Origin of the sequence: Streptomyces sp. SM18 (genome assembly GCF_002910775.2) — a bacterium.
GTDB classification, from domain to species: domain Bacteria; phylum Actinomycetota; class Actinomycetes; order Streptomycetales; family Streptomycetaceae; genus Streptomyces; species Streptomyces halstedii.
The window spans coordinates 3,829,297-3,842,089 of sequence record NZ_CP029342.1; the positions used below are offsets into that span (position 1 = coordinate 3,829,297).

A 12,793-nucleotide genomic window follows, 5' to 3' on the forward strand; every position below is an offset into this window, starting at 1 on the left:
TCTCCCGGGGCCTCGGCCTCGCGGGGTTCGTCCTCCTGGTCCCGGAGCGGGGCCTCAGCGTCGCGGGTCCCACCGGAACCAGCGCTGCCCAGCAAACACCGCGAGCGCCGTCCAGGCCAGCGCCGTGAGCGCCGCCCCGAGCACGTCATCACCCGGTACGCCCCCCAGCCAGCCGGCCCGGACGAGGGTCAGCACCCCGGTCAGCGGCAGGAGTTCGCACACGGACGCGGCGGGATCCGGGAGGAGGTCCAGCGGTACGAAGAGCCCGGAGCCCATCATCGAGACCAGGAACAGCGGCAGCGTGGTGAGCTGGGAGGTCTGCACCGTGCGGGTCAGGGCGGAGGTGGCCGCGGCGAGCGCGGTCAGCAGGACGCACCCGAGCAGCACGCCCAGCACCAGCAGTTCAGGCCGCCGCGGCGCCGAGAGGTCGAAGGCGAGGGTACCGACGGAGACGATCAGCGCGCTCTGGAGGAGTGCCAGGAGCACCGCCGGGAGAGCCGTCCCGACGAGGATCTCGCGGTCGGACACCTCCCCGGTGCGCAGCCGCTTCAGGACGAGCTCCTCGCGCCGGGCCACATAGGCCGAGACCAGGTTCATGTAGACGACCTGGAGCAGCACCATGCCGATGCCGCCGCTGAGGGACGCCCCGGCGACGGTCAGCCCGGACTTCTCCAGGCCGATCTCCTGGAGCGTGGACCTCATGACGAGGATCAGCAGCACCGGCATCATCAGGACGAGGAAGACGGTCGTCCGGTTGCGTACGAGAAGGGTCAGTTCGGCCCGGCCGAGCGCGTGCAGCCGGCCCGCAGTCGTGGTGCTCCGGCCCGCTGCCCCGATGTCCCGGCCCGCCGTCATGGTGTCCGTCATGCCGCCACCTTCTCCCGCTCCGTGTGCGTCTTCGCGATGTCGAGGAACGCCTCTTCCAGCGAGGCGGAACGGGCGTCGAGCCCGCGCAGCTCCACGCCCGACTCCCGGGCCCAGGACAGCAGGGTGTGCAGGGACTCCTGGAGCGTGTGCGTGCGGATGTCGACGCGCCTGCCGTCCGCGGCCGCCCGCAGCGCGAGCGGCAGCCGGGCCGGGGGCACGCCGGCCGGGAGCTCGAAGCGGATCCGGGAGGGGCGTTCGGCCGTCACGTCGGCGATGGTGCCCGAGGTGACGATCCGGCCCCGGTGCATGATCGCCAGCCGGTCGGCGAGCGACTCGGCCTCCTCCAGGTAGTGCGTGGTCAGCAGGACGGTCGTACCGGCCTCGCGCAGCTCCCGCACCAGCCGCCAGGTCTCGCGCCGCCCCTCGGCGTCGAGTCCGGTCGTCGGCTCGTCCAGGAACAGCACCTCGGGCCGGCCGAGCAGGGCCAGGGCCAGGTCGAGGCGGCGGCGCTCGCCGCCGGAGAGCTGCTTGACCCGCACCCCGGCGCGGGCACCCAGGCCCACGAGCTCCAGGACCTCCCCGGGCGGCCTGGCGCCACTGGTGCACCCCGCCCACATGCGCAGGGTCTCGGTGACGGTCAGGTCGGACGGGAAGCCGCCCTCCTGGAGCATCACGCCGACCCGGGGGCGGACGGCGGCGCGCTCGCGGTACGGATCGTGGCCGAGCACCCGCACCCTCCCGCCGTCCGGGCGGGCCAGGCCCTCCAGGAGCTCGACCGTCGAGGTCTTGCCCGCGCCGTTGGTCCCGAGCAGGGCGAAGAGTTCGCCGCGGGCCACGGAGAACGAGATACCGGTCACTGCCTCGAAGCCGCCCGCGTATCGCCGCCGGACCTCGTGCGCCTCGATGGCCGGGCGGTCGGAGGGAAAGTCGTCGCTGGTCATGGTCCAAGACTTCCGCCCGGCCGGGGCCGTGAGCAGTGCGCGCTGTCATCACTGCTCATGACAAACGTCATGGGCGGACCGGGGCGGCGGAGGCGGCCGGGAGTGACGGGCCATGAAAATGACAAAGGCTCCGGTCGAATATCGACCGGAGCCTTTGAACAAGAGCGGACGACCAGGTTCGAACTGGCGACCTCAACCTTGGCAAGGTTGCGCTCTACCAACTGAGCTACGTCCGCATGGCGACCACTCGGCTTTCACCGGTGGTGCTTCCACCACTCTACCTGATCCACGAAGTGGTCCGGTAAGGCGATGCAGAGCGGGTGACAGGAATTGCACACTGCGCCTTCCCCCTGGAAGGGGGATGTTCTACTACTGAACTACACCCGCACGCTGCTTGGGGCCCGGCTTTTCGGCCTTGCCCTTCGGCGTGCTCCAGACTCTAGCCGACCTGCGGGGGTGTTGTGCAAGTCGGCTCCCCGGGGCGCCGCCGAGGGCCCCCTCCCGGACCGGAAGCGGATGGGAACATTCCGGTCCCAGGGGTCAACTGGCGGCCTGGAACGCCTCGTAGACCTTCTTGGGGATCCGGCCGCGGGCCGGCACCTCCATCCGGTGCGAGCGCGCCCAGGCGCGCACGGCCGCGGGATCGGGGGCGACGGCCGTGTGGTGGTACGTGACCGGGGGCTTGCCGCGCTTGCCGGTATTTGTCTGCTTTCGGCCGGCCGCCACGTACGGAGCCAGGGCGTTGCGCAGTTTCTTCGCGTTGGCGGGATTGAGGTCGATCTCGTACGACTTCCCGTCCAGGGCGAAGGCGACCGTTTCCGCCGCTTCTCCTCCGTCGATGTCGTCGGAGAGTGTGACCACGACGCGCTGAGCCACGGATATCGTTCCTTTCCTGCGGCACCCTCGCGTCTGACATGCGCTGATGCCGGCCTTCCGGCGGCTGGGCGGATACGTATCGACGGCTGTCGACTGTTCCGGGGGTAATCCTGCTTTCCCCGGTAATCATTTGTACAGCGGTGGGAGCCGCATGGTGAAGCCCAGCCAATTACCTCCGCGTGTCCGCGTGCAATCCGGGTGAAGATTCTTTCCCGAGACTTTCCCTGCGTGTTGTCGCCTCCGATATCTCGGCATGATCCGGTACGCCCGATATCTACCCGCGTAGAATTTTGGGCCAGGTACGCTGAGTGGACCCGTGGGGATGGGGAACCCCTCGGAGACTCAGCCGCACCACACCACCGGGAGTGCCAGTGGCACGCGTCGTAGTCGACGTCATGCTCAAGCCCGAGATCCTCGACCCGCAGGGACAGGCCGTGCAGCGCGCGCTGCCCCGTCTCGGCTTCGACGGAATCGCGGACGTCCGCCAGGGAAAGCGTTTCGAACTCGAAGTCGAGGGGCCGGTCGACGACGCCGCCCTCGCCCGCATCCACGCGTTGGCGGAGACCTTCCTCGCCAACACCGTGATCGAGGACTTCGTCGTCACGGTGGAGGAGAAGTGACCTCCCGTATCGGCGTCGTCACCTTCCCCGGGACCCTGGACGACCAGGACGCCCTGCGGGCCGTCCGGGTGGCGGGCGCCGAGCCCGTCCCGCTCTGGCACCGCGACACGGACCTGCACCAGGTCGACGCGGTCGTGCTGGCCGGCGGCTTCTCGTACGGGGACTACCTCCGCGCCGGAGCCATCTCCCGCTTCTCGCCGGTGATGGAGACGGTCATCGAGCAGGCCCGCGCGGGCATGCCGGTCCTCGGCATCTGCAACGGCTTCCAGATCCTCACCGAGGCACATCTGCTGCCCGGCGCGATGCTCCGCAACAACCACCTGCACTTCGTCTGCCGCGACCAGAAGCTGCGGGTGGAGAACGCGGAGACCGCCTGGACCTCGGACTACACCCCGGGCCAGGAGATCTCCGTACCGCTGAAGAACATGGACGGCCGGTACACCGCCGACGAGCGCACGCTCGACGAGCTGGAGGCCGAGGGGCGCGTCGCGTTCCGCTACCTCGACGGCAACCCCAACGGCTCGCTGCGCGACATCGCCGGCATCACGAACGCCGCCGGGAACGTCGTCGGCCTGATGCCGCACCCGGAGCACGCCGTGGAGCCGCTCATCGGCACCGGCCGCACCGACGGCCTCGGGTTCTTCACCTCGATCATCAAGAAGCTGGTCAACGCATGAGCCTGGACACGGTCGAGCACGCGGCCGAAACCCCGGACACCGAGCAGCCCTGGAAGGAACTCGGCCTCAAGGAGGACGAGTACGCGCGGATCCGCGAGATCCTGGGCCGCCGTCCCACCGGCGCCGAGCTCGCCATGTACTCCGTGATGTGGTCCGAGCACTGCTCCTACAAGAGCAGCAAGGTCCACCTCAAGCAGTTCGGCGAGAAGGTCCCCGCCAACGACGCGATGCTCGTCGGCATCGGTGAGAACGCCGGTGTGGTCGACGTCGGCCAGGGGTACGCGGTGACCTTCAAGGTCGAGTCGCACAACCACCCCTCGTACATCGAGCCCTACCAGGGCGCGGCCACCGGCGTCGGCGGCATCGTCCGCGACATCCTCGCCATGGGCGCCCGCCCGGTCGCGGTCGTGGACCCGCTGCGCTTCGGCGCGGCCGACCACCCCGACACCCGGCGCGTGCTGCCCGGTGTGGTCGCGGGCATCGGCGGCTACGGCAACTGCCTGGGCCTGCCCAACATCGGCGGCGAGGTCGTCTTCGACGCCTGCTACCAGGGCAACCCGCTCGTCAACGCCGGCTGCATCGGTGTGATGAAGCACGAGGACATCCACCTGGCCAAGGCCTCCGGGCCGGGCAACAAGGTCATCCTGTACGGCGCCCGCACGGGCGGCGACGGCATCGGCGGGGTCTCCGTCCTGGCCTCCGAGACCTTCGAGTCCACCGGTCCGGCCAAGCGCCCGGCCGTCCAGGTCGGCGACCCGTTCCAGGAGAAGCTCCTCATCGAGTGCACCCTGGAGATCTTCCGGGAGAAGCTGGTCGCGGGCATCCAGGACCTCGGCGGTGCCGGGCTCTCCTGCGCCACCAGCGAGCTGGCGAGCGCCGGCTCCGGCGGGATGCGCGTCGAGCTGGACACCGTGCCGCTGCGCGACTCCTCGCTCTCGCCCGAGGAGATCCTCATGAGCGAGTCGCAGGAGCGCATGTGCGCGATCGTCGAGCCGCGGCACGTGGACCGCTTCCTGGAGATCTGCGAGAAGTGGGACGTCATCGCCACCGTCATCGGTGAGGTGACCGAGGGCTCCCAGCTGGAGATCTTCTGGCACGGCGAGCAGATCGTGGACGTGCCGCCGCGGTCCGTCGCGCACGAGGGCCCGACCTACCACCGGCCGTTCGCGCGGCCGTCCTGGCAGGACGCGCTCCAGGCCGACGACGCCGGGAAGCTCGCCCGCCCGGCGAACGGCGCCGAGCTGCGCGAGCAGGTCCTCCAGCTGGTCGCCTCCCCGAACCAGGCGTCCAAGTCCTGGATCACCGACCAGTACGACCGCTTCGTCCAGGGCAACACCGTGCTGGCGATGCCGGAGGACGCGGGCATGGTCCGGATCGACGAGAAGTCGAACCTGGGCGTGGCCATGGCGACCGACGGCAACGGCCGGTACGCCAAGCTCGACCCGTACACCGGGGCGCAGCTGGCGCTGGCGGAGTCCTACCGCAACGTGGCCGCCTCCGGTGCCAAGCCGCTCGCGATCTCCGACTGCCTGAACTTCGGTTCGCCCGAGGACCCGGACGTCATGTGGCAGTTCGCCGAGGCCACCCGCGGTCTGGCGGACGGCTGCCTGGAGCTGGGCACGCCGGTCACCGGCGGCAACGTCTCGCTGTACAACCAGACCGGTGAGACGGCGATCCACCCGACGCCGGTCGTGGCCGTGCTCGGGGTGATCGACGACGTCACCCGGCGTACGCCGGTCGCGTTCGCCGAGGAGGGCCAGCTGCTCTACCTGCTGGGCGACACCCGTGAGGAGTTCGGCGGCTCGGCCTGGTCCGAGGTCGTCCACCAGCACCTCGGCGGAATGCCGCCCGCGGTCGACCTGGGCCGCGAGAAGCTGCTCGGCGAGATCCTGATCTCGGGCTCCCGCGACGGCATGATCGACGCGGCCCACGACCTCTCCGACGGCGGTCTGATCCAGGCGGTCACCGAGTCCTGCCTGCGCGGCGGGAAGGGTGCCCGGCTGGTGGTGCCGGACGGTCTGGACGCGTTCACCTTCCTGTTCTCGGAGTCGGCCGGCCGGGCGGTCGTGTCGGTCCCGCGCAGCGAGGAGCTCCGCTTCACCGACATGTGCGGTGCGCGGGGTCTGCCCGCCACCCGCGTCGGTGTCGTGGACGGTGACGAGATCGAGGTCCAGGGCGAGTTCGGCATTCCGCTGGGTGAGCTGCGTACGGCCCACGAGGGGACCCTGAGGGACCTGTTCGCCTGATCCTTTTCCCGATCCATCCGAAGCCCCCGTCCGGGCCGACCGGTCGGGGGCTTCGGCGTTCCCTGTTGATTGAGATTACGTAATTACGTAAGGTTGTGGACATGGAGCTTGAGGAACGCGTCGCCGAGCTGGAGCGCCGCATCGCGGTGCTGGAGCAGGCGGCGGAGGGTGCGCCGCCGGTGCTCGACGACGGCGACTTCTGGGCGCTGGACGGGCTCAAGGACCAGTTCGACCGGCTCGGGGAGGCCGCGGCGGACGGCGGGGTGCTGTTCACCGGCACGGTCCGGCTGCCCGCCGGGGAGCGGTACGAGTGGCAGTACGGCGCGCTCACGATCGGGCTCCTGGGCACCGAGGAGTACCGCCCCGACTGGGCGGAGGCCGCCGAACCGCTGGCGGCGCTGGGCCACCCGGTGCGGCTGCGGCTCCTCCGCGAGATCCTCGCGGGCCGGCGCACCGCGGCCGAGCTGGCCGAGCTGGACGCGACCGGGACGACCGGTCAGATCTACCACCACCTGCGCCTGCTGACCGGCGCGGGCTGGCTGCACACCACCGGCCGCGGACGGTACGAGGTGCCCGGCACCCGGGTCGTGCCGCTGCTGGTGGTCCTCACGGCCGCCCGGCCCTGAGGGACCCGTGACGAGGGGGAGGACCGTGTCCGTACGCAAAGCCGCGATGATCCTGAGCCGTTGCTGCTGGATCGTCTTCGTCGTTCTGGTGCTGGTGGGGGTCTTCGCCGACCCGGTCCTCCCCTTCGGGCTGACGTTCGTGCCCGCGGCGGTCGCCGTCGCCGTCACCGTGGTGCTGGGCCGTCTCAGCGGGCGTGAGGTGGCGAGGACCCGGCCCGCCGTCGAGGTCGGTCCGCCGGTGTCCGGGCGGTGGCGGGCGCTCAACAGCCCGGCCGACCGGGTGCCCAGCCACGGTGTCCACGCCTACGGGCAGTCGTACGCGATCGACGTCGTCGCCGAACCGGAGGCGGAGGGAAGCCGTCCGCCCTTCCGGTGGCTGTGGCCCGTCGTCCGCCGCGCCTCGGACTTCCCGGCCTTCGGTGCCCCGCTGCTGGCGGTGGCGGACGGCACCGTCGTCCACGCGAGCGACGGCCAGCGCGACCACCTCAGCCGGAACTCGGGCCCGGCCCTGGCCTATCTGATGCTGGTCGAGGCGTCCGTGCGCGACATGGCGGGCGCGCGCCGGATCGTCGGCAACCACCTGGTGCTCGACCTCGGCGGCGGGACGTACGCCCTGTACGCGCACCTGCGGCGCGGCTCGCTCCGGGTGAGGGCGGGGGACACCGTGCGGGCCGGGGAGCAGCTCGCCCGGTGCGGCAACTCGGGCAACTCCACCGAGCCGCACGTGCACTTCCAGCTCATGGACCACCCGGATCCGGACGTGGCCCGGGGGGTGCCCTTCACCTGGCGGGGCATCGGCGTCCCGGCGAACGGCGAGACGTTCGTGGCCGAGACGTCCGTGGCCAAGACGTCCGAGGCTGGGGCGGACGTCACCGGGGCGGACGTCCGTACGGGCTGACGGTCCGGGAGCCGTCCGTACCGGCCGACGGACGGGGCACCGCGTGCGGACCGTGACCGGGCCCCGGTGCGGCGTGTGCGGGTCCGGGCCGCGCCGGGGGCCGCGCGCGGATCCGGGCCGGGGCCGTTGTCGTAGGGGCCGGTTAGTCTCGCCCCATGCCCCCGGCCAAGAAGCGCCCGCGCGCGTACGACCCCTCCCGGACCCGGACCGCCGTTCTCGCCCAGTTCGGCCATCTGAGCCAGGCCGTGCGCACCCTGACGGCCGAGCGGCTCGCCCGGCCGTCAGGGCTGGGGGAGTGGACCGTGCGGGAGCTGGCCGTCCATGTCACCGCCGGGCTCGCACGCGTCAGCCGCGAGCTGGAGCTGCCGGAGCCGGCCGGCCGCGAGCCCCGCCTCGGACTGCTGGAGTGGGCCTCGACCACCGCACCGCGCGGGCCGGGCATCGCACAGGACGCCCGGTCCCTGGCCGCCGGCCACCCGGACCTCGGCGCGCTGTACGACGAGACCGCCGACCGGTTCGCGCGGCTGGTCCCCGGCGCTCCGGCGGACCGGCTGCTGACGACCCGGGCGGGCACCATGCGGCTGGGCGACTTCCTCGTCACCCGTACCGTCGAACTCGTCGTGCACACCGACGACCTGAACCGCGCGGCCGGCCTCGACATCCCGTACGACCGGCAGGCGCTCGCGGCCTGCGTGCGTCTGCTGGCGGACACCCTCGCCGACCGGGTGCCGGGCGGCTCGGTCGAGGTGCGGATCCCGCCCTTCGCCGTCGTCCAGTGCGTCGGCGGCCCGAAGCACACCCGGGGCACCCCGCCCAACGTCGTGGAGACCGATCCGCTCACCTGGATCCGCCTGGCCACCGGGCGTACGACATGGGAGCGGGCGCTGGAGGCGGCGGAGGTCCGGGCGAGCGGCGAGCGGGCCGACCTGTCCGAGCCGCTGCCGCTCCTGGGCTGAGGGAACCCGATCCACCGGTCGGCCCGTCCCATGGCCATGCGCCAGCCTCGTACGCTCGTCGGAGTCCTGACCCTTCTCACGCTCGCCGCCTGCGGTACGGAACCGGGGCCCGGAGGCGGCGACGGCTCCGTGCGGGAGGAGGCGGCCGTCACCGGTGTCCACTGGAGCGTGACCTCCCTGACCGTGGGCGGAGAGAGAACGGCCGCCCCCGCCGGGGCCCATGTGGAGTTCGGCCCCTCGGGCACGGCCGAGGGGAGTTTCGGCTGCAACCGCTTCACCGCCGACGCCCGGATCGGCGCGGACAGCGTCACCCTGGGCCCGGCCACCACCACCGCCATGGGCTGCGAGCAGGACGTCCAGCGGTTCGAGACGGCGCTGGCCCGCGCCCTCGACGGCGAACTGAAGGCCTCGGTCACCGGGCGGGGCAGCGGACGGACCCTGACCCTGACCACGGCCGACGGCGACCGGATCACCCTCGCCGCTCAGCCTCCGGCCCCGCTGACCGGCACCACCTGGAAGGTCACCTCGCTGGTCACGGGAGAGAGCGCCACCAGCCTGCCCACCGGCGCGGAGGGGCGGGCCGTGCTCACCTTCGGCGAGGACGGCTCGGTGGAGGGGAACCTCGGCTGCAACTCCTTCCACGGCGAGGCGGCCGTCTCCGGCTCCACGATCACCTTCGGCGCGCTCGCCTCCACCCGGAAGATGTGCCCGCCCGAGCGGATGGAGGTGGAGCGCGCGCTGCTGGAGGTGCTGGACGGCAGGACGACGTACGAGCTGCGCCACCGCGACCTGTCCCTCACGGCGCCGAGCGGCAGGGGACTGGCGGCGACGGCTCAGGAGGTGCCGGGCTGACGGTGGCACGGGCCGGCGGGGGTGCCGGGGCGCGGGGCACGGACCGGCGGGAGGCGCCCCATGGCCCCGCCCCGTCCCGAAGTGCGGACACCCAGCGGCTCCACGGCGTCCGATCCCGGCCCCCGCAGTGTGAGGCTCGCCACGAAACGAGCGTTCGGCCAGCGTCCGCCGCGCCCGGTGCCCCGGTTCACCGAGCGCCACGAGCGACCGGCCCGCGCCGCCGCTCCCCGTACGGCCCGACCGGCCGGTAACCGCCCCTCATTCCGGGCGACGAAAGACCTCCGGGCGCTGAACGGCGCCGATCACCGCCCGGCGGTGGTCACTCCCGGTGACCGTCACGGGTGGCGTCGAACGCGTACGGGAATCCCCTCGTGGCCTTCCCCCACGCACCTTCCGAGGGCCGATGTGGGGGCCACCCAATTCGGACCGGTGGTCGATCTCCCCTACACTCGGTGCCGTGCCTCGTGGTGATGGACGACTCAACCACGACCTGCTCCCCGGAGAGAAAGGCCCCCAGGACGCTTGCGGCGTCTTCGGTGTCTGGGCTCCGGGCGAAGAGGTCGCCAAGCTCACCTATTTCGGACTGTATGCCCTGCAGCACCGTGGACAGGAGTCCGCGGGCATCGCAGTGAGCAACGGGTCCCAGATCCTCGTCTTCAAGGACATGGGACTGGTCTCGCAGGTCTTCGACGAAACGTCCCTGGGATCGCTCCAGGGCCATATCGCGGTCGGTCATGCCCGCTACTCCACCACCGGTGCCTCGGTGTGGGAGAACGCCCAGCCGACGTTCCGTGCCACCGCGCACGGATCGATCGCCCTGGGCCACAACGGCAACCTGGTCAACACGGCCCAGCTCGCGGAGATGGTCGCCGACCTCCCGCGCAGGGACGGCCGCGCGACGCAGGTCGCGGCGACCAACGACACCGATCTGGTGACCGCCCTGCTGGCCGGCCAGCGGGACGCCGACGACAAGCCGCTGACCGTCGAGGAGGCCGCAGCGACGGTCCTCCCCGAGGTCAAGGGGGCCTTCTCGCTCGTCTTCATGGACGAGCACACCCTCTACGCGGCCCGCGACCCGCAGGGCATCCGCCCGCTGGTCCTCGGCAGGCTGGAGCGCGGCTGGGTGGTCGCCTCCGAGTCCGCAGCCCTGGACATCTGCGGCGCCAGCTTCGTCCGCGAGATCGAACCGGGCGAGCTCGTCGCGATCGACGAGAACGGTCTGCGGACCTCTCGATTCGCGGAAGCGAAGCCCAAGGGCTGTGTCTTCGAGTACGTCTACCTGGCCCGGCCCGACACCGACATCGCGGGCCGGAACGTCTATCTCTCCCGCGTCGAGATGGGCCGCAGGCTCGCGGCGGAAGCCCCCGCCGAGGCGGACCTCGTCATAGCGACGCCGGAATCGGGGACCCCCGCGGCCATCGGCTACGCCGAGGCGAGCGGTATCCCGTTCGGCGCCGGACTGGTCAAGAACGCCTACGTCGGCCGGACCTTCATCCAGCCGTCGCAGACCATCCGCCAGCTCGGCATCCGCCTCAAGCTGAACCCGCTCAAGGAAGTCATCAAGGGCAAGCGCCTGGTGGTCGTGGACGACTCGATCGTCCGCGGCAACACCCAGCGCGCGCTGGTCCGGATGCTCCGGGAGGCCGGCGCCGCCGAGATCCACATCCGGATCTCCTCCCCGCCCGTGAAGTGGCCCTGCTTCTTCGGCATCGACTTCGCGACCCGCGCCGAGCTGATCGCCAACGGCATGTCCGTCGACGAGATCGCCACCTCCATGGGCGCCGACTCGCTCGCCTACATCTCGATCGACTCGATGATCGAGGCGACGACGATCGACAAGCCGGACCTGTGCCGCGCCTGCTTCGACGGCGAGTACCCGATGGAGCTCCCGGACCCGGAGCTGCTCGGCAAGCAGCTGCTGGAGACCGAGCTGGCGGCCGGCCCCGCCGCCACCGCGGCGGCCGACGCGCTGCGTCGTCCGTGACCCGGACCGACCGGCGTCCTCCCCACCAGCCCCGTATTCCGACACGAAAGATCCCGGGCAATGTCTGAGACAACAGGTGCTTCCTACGCGGCGGCCGGCGTCGACATCGAAGCCGGTGACCGCGCCGTCGAGCTGATGAAGGAGTGGGTGAAGAAGACCAGGCGTCCCGAGGTCGAGGGCCTCGGCGGCCTCGGCGGGTTCGCCGGCCTCTTCGACGCCTCGGCCCTCAAGCGCTACGAGCGCCCGCTGCTCGCCTCCGCCACCGACGGCGTCGGTACGAAGGTCGATCTGGCCCGCCGTATGGGGGTCTACGACACCATCGGCCGCGACCTCGTCGGCATGGTCGTCGACGACCTCGTCGTCTGCGGTGCCGAGCCGCTGTTCATGACCGACTACATCTGCGTCGGCAAGGTGCACCCGGAGCGCGTCGCGGCCCTCGTCAAGGGCATCGCCGAGGGCTGCGTCCTGGCGGGCTGCGCCCTCGTCGGCGGCGAGACCGCCGAGCACCCCGGGCTGCTGGGTCCCGACGACTTCGACGTCGCCGGCGCCGGGACGGGCGTGGTCGAGGCCGACCTGATGCTCGGCCCGGACCGTATCCGCAAGGGTGACGTGGTGATCGCGATGGCGTCGTCCGGTCTTCACTCGAACGGGTACTCGCTCGTGCGCCACGTGGTCTTCGACCGGGCCGGCTGGTCCCTGGACCGGCAGGTCGAGGAGTTCGGCAGGACCCTGGGCGAAGAGCTCCTGGAGCCCACCAGGATCTACTCCCTGGACTGCCTCGCCCTCACCCGCACCACCGAGGTCCACGGCTTCAGCCACGTCACGGGCGGCGGCCTGGCCAACAACCTGGCCCGCGTCGTGCCGGACTCCCTGCACGCCACGGTCGACCGGTCCACCTGGACGCCCGGCCCCGTCTTCGACGTGGTCGGCACGGCCGGCAAGGTCGAGCGCCTGGAGCTGGAGAAGACCCTCAACATGGGCGTCGGCATGATCGCGATCGTGCCCGCCGACTCGGTGGGCGCGGCACTCACAACGCTGGCGGACAGGGGCGTGGAGGCCTGGGTCGCCGGTGAGATCACCGACCGCGGTGCCCACACCACCGGTGCGGCACTGACGGGCGACTACGCACGGTAGAGGCCCCGCGACGGCATGTCGACGGGCCCGGTGCGCCACCGCCGGGCCCGTGGGCGCCGGGGCGCTGTGGACACGACGAAGCGGTTCCGGGCACGACGAAACCGCGCCGTGCCGGA

12 protein-coding genes and 2 tRNA genes are annotated in these 12,793 nt (G+C 71.6%); 9 read left to right on the plus strand and 5 right to left on the minus strand.

Annotated elements, in window-relative coordinates; genetic code table 11:
- Positions 1-54: 54 nt before the first annotated feature.
- The 5 genes from B9S64_RS17140 to B9S64_RS17160 form a co-directional block, all read right to left on the minus strand.
- Entirely contained in the window at positions 55-867 is an 813-nt protein-coding gene (locus B9S64_RS17140) for an ABC transporter permease (RefSeq protein WP_103490980.1), read from the minus strand.
- Complete coding sequence (locus B9S64_RS17145; RefSeq protein WP_103490981.1) at positions 864-1,808, minus strand: ABC transporter ATP-binding protein; 945 nt, start codon at positions 1,806-1,808, stop codon at positions 864-866. The genes B9S64_RS17140 and B9S64_RS17145 overlap by 4 nt, the downstream gene beginning before the upstream one ends.
- Before the next feature lie 163 nt (positions 1,809-1,971).
- A tRNA-Gly gene (locus B9S64_RS17150) sits at positions 1,972-2,044 on the minus strand.
- A gap of 79 nt (positions 2,045-2,123) precedes the next feature.
- Positions 2,124-2,195 (minus strand) — tRNA-Gly (locus B9S64_RS17155).
- A gap of 153 nt (positions 2,196-2,348) precedes the next feature.
- A complete protein-coding gene (locus tag B9S64_RS17160) occupies positions 2,349-2,684 on the minus strand; it encodes an Lsr2 family protein (protein ID WP_028443338.1) in 336 nt (111 codons plus the stop codon).
- Between the two features lie 371 nt (positions 2,685-3,055).
- Between B9S64_RS17160 and purS the strand changes: the two genes are divergently transcribed.
- The 9 genes from purS to purM all read left to right on the plus strand — a co-directional run bounded on the left by purS (position 3,056) and on the right by purM (position 12,677).
- Positions 3,056-3,304 carry a phosphoribosylformylglycinamidine synthase subunit PurS gene (gene purS, locus B9S64_RS17165; RefSeq protein WP_103490982.1) on the plus strand — a complete coding sequence of 83 codons (249 nt, stop codon included), beginning with the start codon at positions 3,056-3,058 and terminating at the stop codon, positions 3,302-3,304.
- Entirely contained in the window at positions 3,301-3,981 is a 681-nt protein-coding gene (purQ, locus tag B9S64_RS17170) for a phosphoribosylformylglycinamidine synthase subunit PurQ (protein WP_103490983.1), read from the plus strand. The genes purS and purQ overlap by 4 nt, the downstream gene beginning before the upstream one ends.
- Positions 3,978-6,227 (plus strand): phosphoribosylformylglycinamidine synthase subunit PurL, encoded by a 2,250-nt coding sequence (purL, locus tag B9S64_RS17175; protein ID WP_103490984.1) that lies wholly within the window; start codon positions 3,978-3,980, stop codon positions 6,225-6,227. Before purQ ends, purL begins: the two co-directional genes overlap by 4 nt.
- A gap of 101 nt (positions 6,228-6,328) precedes the next feature.
- Positions 6,329-6,853, plus strand: a complete 525-nt coding sequence (locus B9S64_RS17180; protein WP_103490992.1) for a helix-turn-helix transcriptional regulator — start codon at positions 6,329-6,331, stop codon at positions 6,851-6,853.
- A 25-nt stretch (positions 6,854-6,878) separates the two neighbouring features.
- Positions 6,879-7,751: a M23 family metallopeptidase gene (locus B9S64_RS17185; protein WP_103490985.1), complete on the plus strand. Its 873-nt coding sequence runs from the start codon at positions 6,879-6,881 to the stop codon at positions 7,749-7,751.
- Between the two features lie 155 nt (positions 7,752-7,906).
- Positions 7,907-8,707 (plus strand): maleylpyruvate isomerase family mycothiol-dependent enzyme, encoded by an 801-nt coding sequence (locus B9S64_RS17190; RefSeq protein WP_103490986.1) that lies wholly within the window; start codon positions 7,907-7,909, stop codon positions 8,705-8,707.
- Between the two features lie 36 nt (positions 8,708-8,743).
- Complete coding sequence (locus B9S64_RS17195; protein ID WP_103490993.1) at positions 8,744-9,559, plus strand: META domain-containing protein; 816 nt, start codon at positions 8,744-8,746, stop codon at positions 9,557-9,559.
- 457 nt (positions 9,560-10,016) lie between these two features.
- Positions 10,017-11,543 (plus strand): amidophosphoribosyltransferase, encoded by a 1,527-nt coding sequence (gene purF, locus B9S64_RS17200; protein WP_103490987.1) that lies wholly within the window; start codon positions 10,017-10,019, stop codon positions 11,541-11,543.
- Positions 11,544-11,603: 60 nt separating this feature from the next.
- Positions 11,604-12,677, plus strand: coding sequence for a phosphoribosylformylglycinamidine cyclo-ligase (gene purM / locus B9S64_RS17205; protein WP_103490988.1), 1,074 nt, complete (start codon positions 11,604-11,606; stop codon positions 12,675-12,677).
- Positions 12,678-12,793: the final 116 nt, after the last annotated feature.

Bases quoted from the DNA above. Each gene is read 5' to 3' on its own strand.
- purM (WP_103490988.1), top strand. From the start codon at position 11,604: ATGTCTGAGACAACAGGTGCTTCCTACGCGGCGGCCGGCGTCGACATC.
- B9S64_RS17190 (WP_103490986.1), top strand. From the start codon at position 7,907: ATGCCCCCGGCCAAGAAGCGCCCGCGCGCGTACGACCCCTCCCGGACC.
- B9S64_RS17195 (WP_103490993.1), top strand. From the start codon at position 8,744: ATGCGCCAGCCTCGTACGCTCGTCGGAGTCCTGACCCTTCTCACGCTC.
- B9S64_RS17140 (WP_103490980.1), bottom strand. From the start codon at position 867: ATGACGGACACCATGACGGCGGGCCGGGACATCGGGGCAGCGGGCCGG.
- B9S64_RS17180 (WP_103490992.1), top strand. From the start codon at position 6,329: ATGGAGCTTGAGGAACGCGTCGCCGAGCTGGAGCGCCGCATCGCGGTG.
- purL (WP_103490984.1), top strand. From the start codon at position 3,978: ATGAGCCTGGACACGGTCGAGCACGCGGCCGAAACCCCGGACACCGAG.
- B9S64_RS17145 (WP_103490981.1), bottom strand. From the start codon at position 1,808: ATGACCAGCGACGACTTTCCCTCCGACCGCCCGGCCATCGAGGCGCAC.